The sequence below is a fragment of the Candidatus Omnitrophota bacterium genome, from assembly GCA_023227985.1.
Taxonomy (GTDB): Bacteria; Omnitrophota; Gorgyraeia; order Gygaellales; family Profunditerraquicolaceae; genus JALOCB01.
This window is the reverse complement of record JALOCB010000001.1, coordinates 37,419-53,581: the sequence shown is the minus strand read 5'-3', so window position 1 is coordinate 53,581 and position 16,163 is coordinate 37,419. Positions and strand designations below refer to the sequence as shown.

Sequence of the window (16,163 nt, the reverse complement as noted above, 5' to 3'; positions counted from 1 at the left end):
TATGTTATATGTAGTCGCTACTCCAATAGGGAACCTGGGGGATGTCACTTTAAGGGCAATAGAGGTGCTGAAGTCGGTTGACCTTATTGCCTGCGAGGATACCCGGCATAGCAGGATACTCCTGGATCATTACGGCATTAAAACCCCCACCACTAGTTTTTTTCAACATAACCGGTTTACCAAAGGCGAATCCCTTTTGAGGATCTTAAAAGAAGGCAAAGACATCGCTCTGGTCTCGGATGCGGGTACCCCGGGCATTTTAGACCCCGGATATAACCTGGTCAATTTGGCGATAACCAATTCTATCCCAATGACTTTGATCCCAGGCCCGACCGCTTTGATCAATGCCCTGGTACTTTCAGGCAAGCCTGCGCATAAATTTGTCTTTGAGGGATTCCTGCCGAATAAACCCATTGCCCGCAGAAACAGGCTGCAGGAATTGTCTAAAATGGATTACACCATTGTTTTTTATGAATCCTGCCACAGGATCCTGGATACCTTATCCGCGATCCGGGATATCTGGCCGGGAAAAGAGGTTGTTATTTGCCGTGAATTGACTAAAAAGTTCGAGGAAGTGCTGCGCGCTAAACCCGAAACGATCATTTCCCACCTAAAATCCCATTCTTTTAAAGGCGAATTCGTAGTTGTCGTATAACCGACGTACAGCTGGCCGAGGATCAATTAAAAAACGCGGGGATGTTTTTGATGTAACAGGGGATATTATTCCCCGGTGTCGATGGTAACATTGATGAGGTTGGATTTTATTGTTATGGTGGTCACCAGCTTTTTGATCGTTTCGGATTCTTTGAAGATAAGGTCGGAAGTGAACTGTCGGGTCTGGTCTACGCCCGGTTTTGACCTGGACATGAGAGTGCCTATCTGCAGGCCTTCGATCTTGGCATTGGATGAGGCCCTGCGCAGAAAATCCGACTCTATTACCCGGTGGATAGAAGGGGCAAGCCCGAGGAAGACTCCGCTCAGGATAAATGACAAGGTTATGGTCATCGATATGATATAGATCATTGTGTGTTTAAGATGTCGGTGAACCAGAAGGATATAGCCTCGTTCTTGACGATGGTATGGTTTTTTATCTGCGCGGTTACATTCACCCGCATCAGATTGGGCTCATCTCCTTCAGTATAGCTGAATAAAACCGTCGGGGCGTACGCCTTTTCGATCAGGAGCTCTTCTTTGACCGAGTTGGTGGATAAAACCAGGTCTCCGTCCGTGTTTATATAATAACAGTACTGCGAGTTATCTGTCAAGGTGTCCGGAGTTATGTTGTATACATTGTTCTCGCCCTCGAAACAAAAGCGGGTTTTGTGGCTGGTAATGCCGGCTGGGAACAAGTAAAGGGGTTCTATCCGGATAGTATTTATGCAATGGAGGCGGATATTTTCCAGGGCGTAGTCCGTCTGCAGGCGGACATTGGCCAGGCGCATATCCAGGATCATCGAGTTAAAATGCAGGCTATAGGATGAACTGACGATTACCAGAAGCATGGTCACTATTACCGACGCCACCACTAATTCTATAAGAGTGAGACCTTTTTTCATTTGTTTTTCTCAAAAGCCAGGACGATCAGGTTCGCGTCCCGTAATTTCAGTATGCCGGAAGTAGTATCTTTACACCAGCGCACCTCTATAGTATGCCTCCCGGGCAAGATGCTATCTATCCCCAGGACATTGCTGATAAGAGGCTGGGTCCAGATGGGGGTCCGGGTCATTACCGGCTTGGGGATGTTGTCTATGAAACATTCTGTGTAGATCGTGTCGTTCGCGAGCACCCCGGCTATATCTTCCTGCTCCACGGAAATGTTATAGAGGATCATTATATTTTTAGGGACTTCGAAATTAACGGATAAAAACAATCTTTGCCCGCCGATAGAGCTGAAACTTGAAGCTGCCGGGGAGGACAAAGGAGCCCCGGCGGGGACAAAGGTCAGCCCGTCATCAACTATAGTTTGAGAGAAGGAATGGATGTAGGGGTAAGGCACAACATTTTCCAGCCTGCCTTCAATCCGCTTTGGGTTAGAGGAGTCCCCGTTGGCTGTCTTTACCTCGATCAGCTTATACGGGATCACCCCTTCTTTTTTATCAGAGATGTTAATATTCCAATAAATGCCGTTGTAGACTCCGGAGGAATTAGTAGTAAGGTCATAATAAGATTTGGCCAGTGTTTCCTCCATTTTAAGCAAACCGACGCTCATTACTTTGGAATAAGTATCGGTTTGCTTAAAGAGGAATTTACCCCAGTATGCCAAAGAGATAAAACCCTGGAATCCGATGGCTAAAAGCACCAGAGATACCACCACCTCCAGGATGGTAAAGCCCTTTTTTCGGGTTCTCATTATTGCGGTATAATGGTGATTATAAGTTCGCGCATCTGATCAGGGCTGACTGCCTGGAAACCGCCCATCTTGTTAAACCAGCGGACATCGACCTGCATGCTGGCCGGAAAAGCCGCCAGGCCTAAATCGCCGGGCGCTATTAAACAACTTCCGGTAAGGGTCGGATCGCCGCAAGGCCAGCAACCGCATCCCCAGCATGGCGGCGGAGGCGGAGGAGGAGGCGGCGTATGATATTCCTGATAAATTTCTGCGGTTGATGTCCCCGGGACCGTCATTGTCGCGGTAGGCTGCATCGCCCTGCCGTTTATGAACAACTGCGTATCAACTTCTCCGCCGGTGAATCGCTGATAAGATGTCCCAAAAAAATCAGCGCAAAAAGTTGGCGCTACAGTGACAGCGGTAACCCGGCCGGTTTCGATACGCACTGTCCAGGTGAATAAGATCCTGGAAGTGCTGCGGTATTCAGCAGGAATGCTGAAAGTGGTTTGCAGCCCGGGGATTACCTGAAAAGTCGAGTAATTCCCTTTTAATGCCCCGCTGAGGGTTTTGAGGTGTTCGCCGCAAGTTTCATAGCCCGGGGCATTGTAGGTGTAGAATTCAGGGTATTTTACCGATTCCAGCGTAGCCGCGCCCGATCCGACGATAGTGGTTACGCTGGGTGCCTGGCCTACAGGCATTTCCGAGGTATTGTCCGCGGCCATACAGATTGTGCAGACTGCCGGCAGGAAAAGCAACAATAAGAGCCAACACTTTTTTTGCATAACACGCCTCCTTTTTATTCTCTTGATCTTATTGTGATCAAACGCATGCTTTTTATATCCACCCTTAAGGTGGTTTTTTCGTTATAAGGAAGGAAGTGATATAGTCTGGCAATATAAGCCTTCCCGGGTTTCAAGGTCGCGGGAGGTATATGGGTAGCGCAAAATATAGAAAAGGCCGCGGCCAGGCTTTTTTGATGAATGATGCTTTCGTGGACAATGGTTTCCGCGCCGGTGGCCGGCGATATCTCAAAGAGCTTAAGTTTTGTGTAAAGGAATTGTGTGGGGGTTAAGGGCTGGGTGACCATCTGCCAGATTATGGTCACGCCTTGCCGGCTTCTGGCGACGAATTTATAGAAGAAAGCCGGATCCAGCTCTTTGAAACAGGAAGAGCAAAGGCCTTTGATCACGCAATTATTCGCCGCTATGCTTAATTTAGCGCAGGTCTCTTCTTTGGTGTACGCTTCGGAAGAAGTGAACGCGGCGCATCTTGGTATTTCCAGGCGTTGCTGACATTTGTTCAGTTCGCAGAATACGTCACGGCCGCCTGAGCCCATATCCGGGCAGACACCTCTTTTACAGCAAGAAAGGACATTGTTACAAGTGTCCCAATTGTTGGAATAAAGTTTGCAGGAATCAATGCAATCCTGAAAATACGAAGTTGGCGTGTATAACCAGCAGGGGTAATCTTTATTCGGGCAGACCGGGGGCATTTTTTCTATCATCGGTTCATTAATGGTCTTAAGGGTGTAATAAGGGGTGCTGGAACAGGGCGAGGTTGTTGATCCCTCGTTGGCCGGGCACCCCGGGTAAGCCGGGCGAGCCTTAGTCCTTCTGAAATTACATTTCCAGGCATTGGCTCCGGAAGGGATGCATATTTCAGCGGGCTCAGCAAATGTATCATGCTCCGGTTCAGTATTGGGGCAGCCATTATACTGGCAGTGATTCAGTGTGCTCATTGTCGAGGTTGTTTTGCACACATCGTCCCAGTCCGGCGAGCAGTTAGTGTCGGAGCAGTCTGCCGGAGCGAAGGCCTTTGTCGCGCAGGCATATTTTCTGTCTACATCCTCAGAGCAGCGGACCGCCCAAAAATCGTCGACACTTGTCAAGCAGCAATCCGGGCACGCCGGTTTTAAGTTCTGAATACAATTGTAGCAATCCTCGGCCTGCTGGAACAATTCATTTGCTTCTTCGCAATCGTCTTTAGCGAACCCGAGAACTTGTAAAGGGGAGGGATAATCTTTGGTTACGGTGTCCATGTTGTCATTGCTGGGCAGATAGCTTAACTTTTCCGCTTGGGCGTAAGCGGAGCCGACCCAAAAAAGCAACAAACCGAGGCTGACCAGGCGGGGAAGTGTTTTATGCAAACCGGCGGATTCTACCATTGGGCGCATTCTTTGGAGATAGTATTATTGAGGTATGTGGATGACATGTGTTTGTCCGCGCACGTCCCGTCTTTGCGTGTAGCTGTTGCTTGAAAGCCTTCATTGGAAGAGCCCCAGGCCGCGATCGAATAGTTGAAATAATAATCGCCTTGGATATCCAGGGTTAAGTTTTCGTTGATCGATTGTACGTCGCAGTTAGGAGCGCAGGTAAAATACCGGCCATTGACCATTTTGTATCTTTTTTGCGCGTTGTTGATCAAAAGAAGGGTTGTTTCCGCTTCCTGGGCCCTGAATTGTTCGAGCCGTCCGGAGAAATTAGGCAGGGCTACAGACGCAGCTATCCCAATAATGATTAAAACCACCAGGAATTCTATTAACGTAAAAGCTTTACGCATTTCAAATCAGGGATTATGAGATTTAAAAATCTCTATTAAGAGTATACCCTCACGTCAATAAAAAGCAACACATTTTTAAATTGGAATTAAGAGCTTTTCTTAGAAAACCCCGGTAAAGGGCAGAGAAAATGGGATTGAAACCGTTTTCACAAAACAGCTAAAATAGGGTTGAAAAAGCACTCTATATAATACATACTTAAAGAGGCTGATAAACAATATTCCTTATACAATAGTTAGTTTTTTTATGATCAAAAAAGAAGCGCTTTTGCAAAGTGCTTTGTTAATATTATGGCTAATATATATAAAGATAAGAGAATGCTGAAGAGAGTCTTAAGCCTGATAATAATCTTCGTTTTTGGTTTCGAACAGGCAGGCTTTGCGCAGGTATCCTCAGCGATCGACCTCTCCGGTATGGTGGGCAGCCTGGCAAAGAGCATACTGCCGGAGAAATACCGCCCGCTGCACCTGAGGTATCTGTCGTATGACAACTTGAACGGTAACTTCAGGCTGCTTCTGGATAAAGGCAATAGCAAAGAGTCCCGTCCGGAGCAGTTAAAAGATACCACCAGCGAACTGATGAAATACTTCTTCGTGGGCTTAAGCCTGCCGAACGAGGATTTCTGGGTAAATTTAAGGCCGGATTCCCCGGATGAAATGATCAATGATGATCTGGGCCGGACAGACGTAGGCAAAATTCTGCTCGAGGCGGACGTGCAACTTAAAAAAGACACTGCCGCAGCCACTTCGCCTAAGACCCCGGCCGGTAAGGCATATTGGGATAAGCTGTACCAGAAGGCCGAATCGCTTTACGGATCAGAGAATATCACCATCCCGACCTTGACCCGGCCGTGGATCGTGCCCGATGAAATCATTGTGAGGGAATCGCAAGGCAGCGCGTATATCTACAAGGCTACCTTGAAGGTAATGCTTGAGCAGGACTACTTAAAGAATAACTCAAGCTATAACTTCCCGGATGAAAGATCAAAAGAGCTTAATGAATACTCCAGCCGGATAATCAGGGAAACGATCATCCCGAAGCTGACTAAAGAGATAAATTCCAGCAAGAGATACGCGCCCTTGCGGCAGGTATATTACTCGCTGATATTGGCGCAGTGGTTCAAGATTAAGTATCAGGGGAATAATGGGATTTATTCCGGAAGGATAGACTCAAAAGACCTTACTAACCTCACCTCAAAGACCGCCTGGGACAAAGATGCTTATTTCAAGGCCTATCAGAAATCCTTCAAAGACGGGGAATACAATATCCAAGAGACCCGGAATACGGTCTATGGCCAGACAATAAGGAGCTATTTTTCGGGCGGTGTTGCCTGGGGTGATCTCGCCGGTAAAAAGATCATAGAAAGCCGCGTAGCGGCCGACGATCTATATAGACAAAGCAAATATTTGGCTCGTTTTGATATAACTGCTGACTTCAGCGCAGTAAGCCCGAGTATTCAAATAGAAGAAGGGGCGCCACAGCCAAAACCAGTTGGTTTATCAGCCAAAGACCAGCCAAATACGGGCGCCCCCCCTTCTTTTAAGAACATAGAATTAACTTTTGACCTGTCCGGGTATAAAGATAAGGCGATTTATGATCCCGGTAATAAGCAGGAGTATGCGGCTTTGTTTACCAATTATAAGGCGGAATTGACAGGGCATCTCGGGAAAAGTTTTTTTACTATCCTAAAAAACCGAATGGGCGGTTCGGTGGCGGACAAAGTTAAAATCGAAAAGATACGTATCGCGTATAAAGTCAATGGGGGGATTAAAACTATTTTTAAGGTTTCCGCGCAGCTGGCGTTTTTAGAAGGGGTGCCAATCGAGGAACAAACCCGGCTTCAAGAACAGGGACTGCCGCAAGTAATAAATATTTGCCTGATCGCATTGACCCCATTGTTGCCCGGGATGGAAGATGAATATGAAGAACCGCAAGAAAACAACAGGTCTTTTGCCGAAGAACTGGAAAAGAAACTGGAGTTTATAAGGAAGGCAAAGATGTTTGGCGCTCCTCAGACATTGGTCCCGGCGCAATACGATAGCGGTGTGACACGCCTGGGCGGAGTTACCTATTATCTGCAGGAATGGATAGACGGGCCAATGATCGCCGAAAAAAATAAAAATAATCAGCTTACTACAAGGGATCTGGAAAATATAGCGGCTGCGTGGTTGAATATATACAAGGTGTTAGGTGTTTTTGTCACGGATTCTCACGATGAGAATATTATGCTTCGCAGCGATGGGACCCTGGCGGTAATCGATTTGGGGCTCACCTCTTCTTCCGATTTCAGGATGTTCGCCGGGACAATTGTCTATCAACTCGACCGGATATATAATCCTATGCATCTGGAACAGTTCCGGCAGGCGATCTTAAACGGTATTGTAAAAGGGTTAGGTTATAATGACGGCATAGAATTCTTACGGAAGGCCTATGAAAAAACATCCCGGCCGGATATAGCCGAGGCTATAGAGAAGTTTCTTGATTTGGATGGCGCGCGGCTTGAAAGTGATCCCGGCGCACCCCCGGGGGGTAAAGACGGCGGCGTCTTGGGTGTTCCCGCAGGTGCGTTTAATGCTGTTGATCCTATCCGGTTAGATAAATTCAGCCGGGCAGTTTTACAGCAAAGGCAACAGTATTATAAATCCACTCCCAGGCTGCTGGAAGGATACGAAAAAATAGCGGATAAAATGGAGCGGAGTTCCGGAAGCGATGAGCCGGTAATAAATATCGGGCCGGTAATGGTCTCCTTCGCCGGGGGGATAGATGTTCTTCTCTTCGGTTTGAAACGAGGGATAAACGGGGTGAACGATCTTATAATAGTTGACCAGAGAAGCTTCGGCACGGAGGATAAACTATTTACCCCGGTCAATTATTCGATACTGCAAAGGTATTACCTGATAGGTTCTGATTCCGGGTATAATCTCAGCGAATACAATTTATCCGGGATAGGCAGTATTGCCCTGGAAAGAATAATCTGCGGGCTTCAGGCGCGGATAAAAGGGGTGTATTATTTCCACATTAAAAAGGACGGCTCGCTTCAATTTTTCGATAAAGAGCAAACGAGGAATGCAGAAGACTGCAATAACGCCGTAATTGAATTCATCGATCCCAAGAATCCGGCGCAGGTCAAGAGATTCTGGTATATTCAACAGGATATTAATGCGTATAAGCCGGAGTTTATGCGTTTTATGGATAAGCTGAGATTCAATACCCTGATGGTCAAGGCCGCTTATGATATGTTTTCTCCTGATTCGGAGGTTTTTGAGTATGAAAAAACCTCCGCAATCCTGGGTTGGGCTAAGAAGAGCAATGCCTCAATTATTGCCGATAATCTTTACCCGATATGGCTGCTTCTTCCCCGGTCAATAAAATTAACCCCTGGTCAAGTTTTCGGTTTAACCGGGGGTTTTGGATCAACCGATAGGCATGTTTATTTTTCCTCTGCCGACAGGCTGAAATATGATGGCGGTAGGCAGGAGATTCTTCCTGCGCAGTTGGACGAATTGGCTGCCCCGGAATGGCTGGGGAAATTACATGAAGAATTCCGGAAACGGAATAAAGGCAAAGGCCTGGCTGTTTTAAATGAGATTAACGGGTATGTGGATATGATGGATGGGGCGTGGCCGCTACAGATCAACTCCAACTGGAAAGAGAAATTAGCCGGCCTTTCAACCGTGTCCGATGATGACTATGTTTATGCCGTAGTCCGGGATAACGGCGTTGTTGAACATCCTAAAGGGGATATTGTTTTGCCCAGCCAGGGATATTCCGGTGGCGGTTTGGTAAGATACGCCGTAATGGACCAGGTCTACAGGATAGTGGTGGCCAGAAAATCGGCCTTGATGAACGAGCGTTTGTTGGAGACAGCTTATAGTATACACCCCGAAGAAGATGTGGCAAAAGGCAACGGGGATATCCTATTCTTGTGGGAGTTCAGTCAAACAGCCAACAGGTGGGATCCGAAGGAGAATGAAATAGTAAGCGACCCGGATATTTCCATAGACTTGCAAGGCCTTTATGGGGATTTGAGGGGAAAAGGGTGGGTCTCTTCCGTATACGGGGATTTTGTCAGGGTTTTAAGCAAAGAATTCGGCGGCAGGCCCATAAATATCGATTGCGCAAGCAAAATAGCCTTAAAACTGTTTAATGATTATTTTGTTCCTGACCGGGTGCTGGATGGTTCTGATATTAGCTGGAAAAACATCAAGTCCTTTACGGGAATTATCCCTAAGGAAAAAGAGTTGAATGAGATTGTCAATAATCGCCGAAAAAACAAACAAACAATATCTGACGGGGGAAGCGGGGCCTTCAGCAATAAGCCTGACCCGAGAGCGGAGAGAATAAGAACGGCATTGCAGAATTACCCTAAAACGTTTAAGATAGTATTCCCTGATTTTGCCCGCGGGTATAGTAATTACGGCGAATGGAAAGAAAACTACGCTAAACAACGTAAGGGTTTCATTGAAAGCCTGCCGATAACAATAGCCGAAGGATACCGCTTGCATCAGAGGGATAGTTTTTATGATGCCGGTTTCGCCGTGAAAGAACTGATAAATAACGCTTTCGATGCGGTCATGTCTTATTATGATCATAACCTGCTGGTTTCAAAACGCAGGCCAGGTAGTTATAGGGGGGAAATAACTGTAACGGTGGGAATAAAAGACTTCGGGAATGCGGGCGGCAGCCTGGAGATCGTCGTTAAGGATAACGGCGCTGGAAGATATTCGGCTATTAGCGAAGAAAAGGGGAAAAATCCGGATCTGTATACGGGAAGCGGGCAGATGGGGCTAAGGATAGCAGATAATATCGCGGCGACTATTAACAAGCGCAGGTATAAAGATAATATCGCAGCACAGCGCAGCCTTGTTTTCAAGAACGGTCATACTGAAGCGGTGTTGAGTTTGCCTCTTGCCGTCCTCGAGGTTAAAGCCGACAACACGGATACGAAAGATGCTGTTATTGTCCCTGAGGCTCATTACGCCATTCTGGCCGGAGGGAAGCTTAAAACCTACGGTTTGTATACCTGCGTAGCAGTATCCCTGTGGGATCAGGATACCGGGACCGGGGCGCTGATTCATTTAACTAATGACCTGGATATGGCGGAGACGATAAAAAAAGTTGTTAGCCAAATGATAGACGAGTTCGGGGTTAAAGACGCCGATAAACTAAAAGTGAATATTGTCGGCGGATTGAATCGGGACAGGGAGCTTATAACAAAAGTGCGTGCGTATTTTTCTCTCTGGCCTCAAGGCATGGTTGAACATAATTTGACCACGGATTATAAAAGGTCGGTGATATTCAACACCGGGAGTAACGCGGTTTTTGATATGACCGGCATAATAAAGGAAGACCTGGAAAGGGCGAATTTCTTGCCCCCCTCGTTTTTTTGGGGCCTGAAAGGCAATCCGGCTGTACGGGTTATCCCTGACGGAGGTTTAGAGAATGGCGGGGATATCAAAGACATCCTGGCTAAAGTAGGTTTATTAAGTCCTAAAATCGTCAGATGGGAGAGTGCCCAGGGGGCAATAGATGGTATATTGAATCTTAGTATCCCGGATGAACAAAAATTTCAGGTGCTCGTGGAATGTTTAAGGCATGATAATTTCTGGATTTCTGTTTGGGCTGCGCTCGCGTTAGGCAAATTTGGCGATCTTCGGGCGGTCGATCCTTTGTTAGAGAAATTGAGAGAGGAAATAGCCCGGGGTGAGAATGCCGCCAGGGAGAGATATCAGGTCGCTTCCGCGGTTATAAACGCCCTTGTAGAATTGGGGGATCCAGGGGCAATAAAACAGCTCACCGATATTTGGCAAAACCATCCTAATTTCTGGCAGGCCAAAGATGGGATAGAAAAACTGCAGGCAAAGCATAAGTATAGTTTGTCAGGCGAAGAAAGTGTAATTAATGATGACGGTGGTAAGGGCGGCGTAGATTTTCGCGGGTTGCCGATAAATATCCGGCAGGCGGCAGGATCGATCCCGGCAGGGTTCATGGATAATATGCTGATTGATAAGCAGGCTACTAAAGAGGACATCCTGAAATTGACTAAGGATCTGGAGGAGATAAGGCGGCTGATAGAGTCAGAGAACATTCCTTCTTTAGACCGTTTGAAGAACAATATTAGACTGTGTTATCAGAAACAGTATTTGAAACAAAGTTCCGGCCAGCTGGCTTCCTGTATAGCGGATATGCTCAGAATGGAAGAGGCTGACGCGCAAGCCACAGATCCGCAATTGCTGGAAATGCTGGAATTCCTGGAGCTGTCCGCGGCTAATTAATTCTTGACAAGGGGGTGTTTGGATGGTATATTCTTACTAATCAGAAAGGACCTTTAAGCCTGGCCCTGAGAGGCCGGCAAGGCTGGAAATATGAAACTAAACACCAACAATAACGGGAATGCCAACTGACTCGAGATGAGGAAGTTGGTTTTTTTATTGAGCAGATAACTTACGGAATGTTTGCTCTAAAGGTTTGGGACGTAAGTTATAGGCGATAGCCGGCTGCGAAATAATCCCGGCAGCTGCGAGAAAATTTCTGGCGGTTAACCTTGAAAATTTTCGAAGCGCTGAGAGGCCGGGATAAATCAAACAGATAACTTATGAAAGAAAAAGCGAAGGTTTTGGATAAGGACGCGATCACCCGGGCAATCGTGCGGATCTCCCACGAGATCCTGGAAAGAAATAAGGGGACGGAGAGCCTTTGCCTGGTGGGTATAAGGACCCGGGGGGTTTATCTGGCTAACCGGATCGCCCAGAGCATAAAGAAGATAGAAGACAAAGAAGCGGCTGTAGGCAGCCTGGATATTACTCTTTACCGCGACGACCTGACGCTGATCGCCTCCCAGCCGGTAGTGCATAAGACCGAGATAGGGTTTGATATAACCGATAAGAATGTCGTCCTGGTAGACGATGTCCTTTATTCCGGCAGGACCATCCGGGCGGCCCTGGACGCGTTGATCGACTTGGGCAGGCCCAAAAGCATACAACTGGCTGTCTTGATCGACCGCGGCCACAGGGAGTTGCCGATCCGCCCGGATTATATCGGAAAAAACATCCCCACGGCGAAAAATGAGACAGTTGAAGTCCGCTTGACCGAGATGGACGCACAGGATGAAGTGGCGATAGTGGAGAAAAATGATTGAAGCCGCGATCTGGAATAAAAAAGACCTGCTCGGACTGGAATATCTGACCAGGGAAGAGATCGAGTTTATTTTAAATACCGCCGATTCTTTTAAGGAGGTGACTACCCGCGAGATCAAGAAAGTCCCTGCCTTGCGCGGAAAGACAGTGGTTAACCTCTTCTATGAACCTTCTACCCGCACCCGCATTTCTTTTGAGCTGGCCGCCAAAAGGCTTTCCGCCGACGTGATCAATATATCCACTGAAACATCCAGCGTTAAAAAAGGCGAGACCCTGATCGATACCGGGAAAAACATCGAGGCGTTGAAAGCCGATATAATCGTCATCCGCCATAGTTATTCCGGCGCGGCGATGATGCTGGCCAAAAGTCTGGGGATCAGCGTGGTTAACGCCGGTGACGGCTGGCATGAGCATCCTACGCAGGCGCTGTTGGATATATTCACCTTGAGGGAAAAATTAGGAAGGATCGAGGGGTTGAACGTGAGCATTGTCGGAGATATCGCGCATTCGCGCGTCGCCCGCTCGAATATCTGGGGATTGACCAAACTGGGCGCCAAGGTTACGGTCTGCGCTCCCAGGATGCTTATCCCCCCGGGCATAGAAGAGATGGGCGCGGCAGTGACCAGCAATATAGACGAGGCCCTAAAGAATGCCGATGCCGTCAACGTGTTAAGGATGCAGTTCGAGCGGGACGAGCAGAACGCCTTCCCTAAACAGATGGAATATTTCAAGAAATTCGGGATCACTGAGGAGCGGCTGGCTAAAGCCAAGAAAAATATTATAGTAATGCACCCCGGACCGATAAACCGGGGGATAGAGATGTCCAGCGAAGTAGCGGACTGCCCGCAGTCGGTAATACTGGAGCAGGTGACTAACGGTATCGCTGTGCGCATGGCTGTGCTTTTCCTGGTCTCCCAGGCACACGATATAAAAAATGAAAATACTGATTAAGAACGGACGGGTTGTTGATCCGGCGAATAATTTAGACGATATCCGGGATATATTGGTGGAAGGAGCCAGGATATCGAAGGTGGCCAAGGATATAACCTTTGCGGCGGACGAGACGATCGACGCCTCGGGTAAGATCGTCGCCCCGGGATTAATTGATATGCACGTGCATCTGCGCGAGCCCGGCAGAGAGGATAAAGAAACGGTTTTAACCGGGACCATGGCCGCGCTCAAGGGCGGATTTACCACTATCCTGGCGATGCCCAATACTCAGCCGGCGATTGACTCCATAGAGAACGTTAACTTGTTGAAAGATATCATCAGAGAAACCGCCCGCGCTAATGTTTTGATCGCTGCCGCGATCACCCGGGCGAGGATAGGGGAAGAGATCACGGATGCCGCGAAGTTAAAGAAAGAAGGGGTGATCGCTGTTTCCGATGACGGCTCGTCCGTGGAATCTCGCGAGGTATTTTTTAAAGCGATGAAAAAAGCCAAAGAGGCGAGGGTATTGGTTATTTGTCATAGCGAGGATAAGGCTCTTTCAGCTTCGGGGGTGGTTAACCAGGGCGCTGTTTCTACCCGGCTGGGGTTAAGGGGTATTTCAAACGAATCGGAATATAAAAGGGTGCAGAGGGATATACAGCTTGCAGAAAAGACAAAATGCACGATACATATCGCGCATGTCAGTTGCGCTGAGTCAGTAGAGATCATCGCTAAGGCCAAGAAGAAGGGCGTAAAGGTCAGCGCGGAAACCTGCCCGCATTATTTCACCCTGACCGAAGAAGCTGCCCGGGGATATGATACTAATATGAAGATGAACCCGCCGTTAAGAAGCAGGAAGGATAAGGACGCTATAATCCAGGGATTGAAAAAAGGCATCCTTGATGCTATTTCTTCTGACCACGCGCCGCATACGGTAAGCGAAAAAGAGATTGAATTCGACCGGGCGGAGTTCGGGGCGACCGGACTGGAAACCGAATTAGCCGTCAGCGTGACCGAATTGATCGGCAAAGGCGTATTAGATTGGTCTGATCTGGTGGTTAGGATGAGCGTTAATCCCAGCCGTATCCTGGGTATAGATAAAGGTTCATTGACCACCGGTAAGGCGGCGGATATCGTTATAATCGACCCGGATAAAGAATGGATCGTGGAAAAAGGAGGGTTCGTTTCTAAATCCAAGAATTCGCCTTTTATCGGGATGAAGCTTAAAGGGCTGGTGGAATATACTATTTGCGCCGGTAAAATAGCGTATAAGGCGGGGCAATGAAATTTATCGCGGATTTTCATATTCATTCAAAATACTCCCGGGCGACCTCCAAGAATATGGATGTCCGGCATTTGGCTGAATGGGCCAAATTGAAGGGTATCACCTTGATGGGCACAGGCGATTTCACCCATCATTTATGGCTGGAGGAATTGAAGCAAAATCTGGAAGACCTGGGCAACGGTCTTTTTAAGCATAAAGATATTTATTTTATCCTCACCGCCGAGATCAGCAGTATATATTCCAAGAACGGCAGGGTATACAGGATACACAACCTTATTTTCGCGCCGTCATTTAAGACCGTTGACAAGATCAATGAGGCCTTGGGTCGCAGGGGTAATCTGGCCTCAGACGGCCGGCCGATATTGGGAGTGGACGCCAGCGAATTAGCCAAGATCGTCTTTGATATAGACGAGAACTGTATGGTCGTCCCCGGGCATATATGGACCCCTTGGTTTTCTTTGTTCGGCTCGATGTCCGGCTTTGACCGGATCGAGGATTGCTTTGAAGAACAGACGTCTAAGATATTCGCTTTGGAGACCGGGCTTTCCAGCGATCCGGCAATGAATTGGAGGCTGTCCGCGTTGGACAGGTTTACCCTTATCTCCAATTCCGACAGCCACAGCCCGCAAAAGATCGGCCGTGAAGCCAATGTGTTCGACTGCGAGATGGATTACACGACCATCCGGGAAGTCCTCAAAACCAAAGATAAGAAGAGGTTTTTGTATACTATTGAATTTTTTCCTGAAGAGGGTAAGTACCATTTTGACGGTCATCGCAACTGCGGGGTTTGTTTTTCGCCCAAAGAGACCAAAGAACATAAAGGCATATGCCCGAAATGTAATAAACCGCTGACTGTTGGCGTGCTTAACCGCGTAGATTGCCTGGCGGACAGGCGTGAAGGGCTTACGCCGGATAATGCGATTCCGTTCAAGAGTCTGATTCCTTTAGATGAGATCATAGCCGATGTTAAGGGGGTCAAAAAGGGTTCAGTGGCAGTAGAAAGAGAATATATGGGGCTTTTAGCCAAGTTCGGGACTGAATTCAATATACTTTTATATTTAAAGGACGAGGAATTGCGCCAAGGGATGTTCCGGCCTTTGGCTGAGAATATAATAAAAATGCGCCTGGGTCAGGTTAATGCCCAACCGGGGTATGATGGTGAATATGGGATAATCTCGGTTAAGAAAAACAACGCTTCCGGTCCGGCGGCTGGTGGAACCGAGCAGCAATTGAGTTTATTCTAATCAAAATAATCGAAATTTGTTCTTTTCAATGCCGGGTGAATTGTGGTATAGTGTTATTCTCCGCAATGTACTGCATTAATGCGCCTGTGGCCCAATGGATAGGGCACTAGCCTCCGGAGCTAGTGGTACAGGTTCAACTCCTGTCAGGCGCATAAATAATAAAAAGCTTCGCGCTGCAAATCGCTGAAAATAAAAGAGTTAGAAGATCGGGTCTTGAAAAATGCGTAAAAAAATAGTTGGTGTTATAGGTGGGCATGATTGTACGGCAAAAGTGGAGCAATTGGCCCATAGTTTAGGCTATAAATTGGCAAAAGTGGCTGGTTTTATCGTTTCTGGCGGTTTAAGTGGAACTATGAAGGCGGTTTGCAATGGGTTTAAGGCTGGCGGAGGTGTAACGATTGGTATTATACCAACTTACAGCAAAAAAGATGCTAATGAATATGTGGATTTGGTTATTCCTACTGGTATGGGATTAGCCAGGAACGTGCTGGTTGTTTCCAGCGCAGACGTGGTCGTAGCTTTACCCGGAAAAGCCGGGACTCTTTCTGAGATTGCTTACTGCCTTCAATTCGGCATACCGGTTATTAGTTTTAATTCCTGGGACATAAAAGGAGTGATCAAGGCTAAAACAGCGGATCAGGCAATAGCCAAGGTTAAAAAAATTCTAACGCAGGAGTAAGTT

Annotated in this window: 13 protein-coding genes and 1 tRNA gene; 8 read left to right on the top strand and 6 right to left on the bottom strand. The window is 47.4% G+C overall.

What is annotated here, in order from left to right; all coding sequences use genetic code 11:
• The first annotated feature begins 1 nt into the window (after nucleotide 1).
• Nucleotides 2–655 (top strand): 16S rRNA (cytidine(1402)-2'-O)-methyltransferase, encoded by a 654-nt coding sequence (gene rsmI / locus M0R35_00260; protein MCK9594101.1) that lies wholly within the window; start codon nucleotides 2–4, stop codon nucleotides 653–655.
• Between the two features lie 65 nt (nucleotides 656–720).
• Here the strand turns inward: rsmI and M0R35_00255 are convergent, their stop codons facing one another.
• From M0R35_00255 to M0R35_00230, 6 genes are read right to left on the bottom strand one after another with little or no spacing between them, the layout of a single operon-like run.
• Entirely contained in the window at nucleotides 721–1,023 is a 303-nt protein-coding gene (locus M0R35_00255; protein MCK9594100.1) for a hypothetical protein, read from the bottom strand.
• A complete protein-coding gene (locus M0R35_00250; GenBank protein ID MCK9594099.1) occupies nucleotides 1,020–1,556 on the bottom strand; it encodes a type II secretion system GspH family protein in 537 nt (178 codons plus the stop codon). The genes M0R35_00255 and M0R35_00250 overlap by 4 nt, the downstream gene beginning before the upstream one ends.
• Entirely contained in the window at nucleotides 1,553–2,350 is a 798-nt protein-coding gene (locus M0R35_00245; protein MCK9594098.1) for a prepilin-type N-terminal cleavage/methylation domain-containing protein, read from the bottom strand. Before M0R35_00245 ends, M0R35_00250 begins: the two co-directional genes overlap by 4 nt.
• Nucleotides 2,350–3,111, bottom strand: coding sequence for a hypothetical protein (locus tag M0R35_00240; GenBank protein MCK9594097.1), 762 nt, complete (start codon nucleotides 3,109–3,111; stop codon nucleotides 2,350–2,352). Before M0R35_00240 ends, M0R35_00245 begins: the two co-directional genes overlap by 1 nt.
• A gap of 14 nt (nucleotides 3,112–3,125) precedes the next feature.
• Nucleotides 3,126–4,493, bottom strand: coding sequence for a hypothetical protein (locus M0R35_00235; GenBank protein MCK9594096.1), 1,368 nt, complete (start codon nucleotides 4,491–4,493; stop codon nucleotides 3,126–3,128).
• Nucleotides 4,487–4,888 (bottom strand): prepilin-type N-terminal cleavage/methylation domain-containing protein, encoded by a 402-nt coding sequence (locus M0R35_00230; protein ID MCK9594095.1) that lies wholly within the window; start codon nucleotides 4,886–4,888, stop codon nucleotides 4,487–4,489. Before M0R35_00230 ends, M0R35_00235 begins: the two co-directional genes overlap by 7 nt.
• 315 nt (nucleotides 4,889–5,203) lie before the next feature.
• Here M0R35_00230 and M0R35_00225 point away from each other — a divergent pair, with 315 nt between their 5' ends.
• The 7 genes from M0R35_00225 to M0R35_00195 all read left to right on the top strand — a co-directional run bounded on the left by M0R35_00225 (nucleotide 5,204) and on the right by M0R35_00195 (nucleotide 16,160).
• A complete protein-coding gene (locus tag M0R35_00225; GenBank protein ID MCK9594094.1) occupies nucleotides 5,204–11,161 on the top strand; it encodes a hypothetical protein in 5,958 nt (1,985 codons plus the stop codon).
• Nucleotides 11,162–11,481: 320 nt separating this feature from the next.
• Nucleotides 11,482–12,024, top strand: coding sequence for a bifunctional pyr operon transcriptional regulator/uracil phosphoribosyltransferase PyrR (gene pyrR, locus M0R35_00220; GenBank protein MCK9594093.1), 543 nt, complete (start codon nucleotides 11,482–11,484; stop codon nucleotides 12,022–12,024).
• A complete protein-coding gene (locus M0R35_00215; GenBank protein MCK9594092.1) occupies nucleotides 12,017–12,973 on the top strand; it encodes an aspartate carbamoyltransferase catalytic subunit in 957 nt (318 codons plus the stop codon). Before pyrR ends, M0R35_00215 begins: the two co-directional genes overlap by 8 nt.
• A complete protein-coding gene (locus M0R35_00210) occupies nucleotides 12,957–14,237 on the top strand; it encodes a dihydroorotase (GenBank protein MCK9594091.1) in 1,281 nt (426 codons plus the stop codon). The genes M0R35_00215 and M0R35_00210 overlap by 17 nt, the downstream gene beginning before the upstream one ends.
• Complete coding sequence (locus M0R35_00205) at nucleotides 14,234–15,481, top strand: endonuclease Q family protein (protein MCK9594090.1); 1,248 nt, start codon at nucleotides 14,234–14,236, stop codon at nucleotides 15,479–15,481. The genes M0R35_00210 and M0R35_00205 overlap by 4 nt, the downstream gene beginning before the upstream one ends.
• An 80-nt stretch (nucleotides 15,482–15,561) precedes the next feature.
• Nucleotides 15,562–15,633, top strand: a tRNA-Arg gene (locus M0R35_00200).
• Between the two features lie 68 nt (nucleotides 15,634–15,701).
• A complete protein-coding gene (locus M0R35_00195) occupies nucleotides 15,702–16,160 on the top strand; it encodes a TIGR00725 family protein (protein MCK9594089.1) in 459 nt (152 codons plus the stop codon).
• The last annotated feature ends 3 nt before the right edge of the window (nucleotides 16,161–16,163 follow it).

Excerpts from the sequence above, each read along its gene's own strand:
- rsmI (MCK9594101.1), top strand. The coding sequence starts at position 2 with ATGTTATATGTAGTCGCTACTCCAATAGGGAACCTGGGGGATGTCACT.
- M0R35_00255 (MCK9594100.1), bottom strand. The coding sequence starts at position 1,023 with ATGATCTATATCATATCGATGACCATAACCTTGTCATTTATCCTGAGC.
- M0R35_00250 (MCK9594099.1), bottom strand. The coding sequence starts at position 1,556 with ATGAAAAAAGGTCTCACTCTTATAGAATTAGTGGTGGCGTCGGTAATA.
- M0R35_00245 (MCK9594098.1), bottom strand. The coding sequence starts at position 2,350 with ATGAGAACCCGAAAAAAGGGCTTTACCATCCTGGAGGTGGTGGTATCT.
- M0R35_00240 (MCK9594097.1), bottom strand. The coding sequence starts at position 3,111 with ATGCAAAAAAAGTGTTGGCTCTTATTGTTGCTTTTCCTGCCGGCAGTC.
- M0R35_00235 (MCK9594096.1), bottom strand. The coding sequence starts at position 4,493 with ATGGTAGAATCCGCCGGTTTGCATAAAACACTTCCCCGCCTGGTCAGC.
- M0R35_00230 (MCK9594095.1), bottom strand. The coding sequence starts at position 4,888 with ATGCGTAAAGCTTTTACGTTAATAGAATTCCTGGTGGTTTTAATCATT.
- M0R35_00225 (MCK9594094.1), top strand. The coding sequence starts at position 5,204 with ATGCTGAAGAGAGTCTTAAGCCTGATAATAATCTTCGTTTTTGGTTTC.
- pyrR (MCK9594093.1), top strand. The coding sequence starts at position 11,482 with ATGAAAGAAAAAGCGAAGGTTTTGGATAAGGACGCGATCACCCGGGCA.
- M0R35_00215 (MCK9594092.1), top strand. The coding sequence starts at position 12,017 with ATGATTGAAGCCGCGATCTGGAATAAAAAAGACCTGCTCGGACTGGAA.
- M0R35_00210 (MCK9594091.1), top strand. The coding sequence starts at position 12,957 with ATGAAAATACTGATTAAGAACGGACGGGTTGTTGATCCGGCGAATAAT.
- M0R35_00205 (MCK9594090.1), top strand. The coding sequence starts at position 14,234 with ATGAAATTTATCGCGGATTTTCATATTCATTCAAAATACTCCCGGGCG.
- M0R35_00195 (MCK9594089.1), top strand. The coding sequence starts at position 15,702 with ATGCGTAAAAAAATAGTTGGTGTTATAGGTGGGCATGATTGTACGGCA.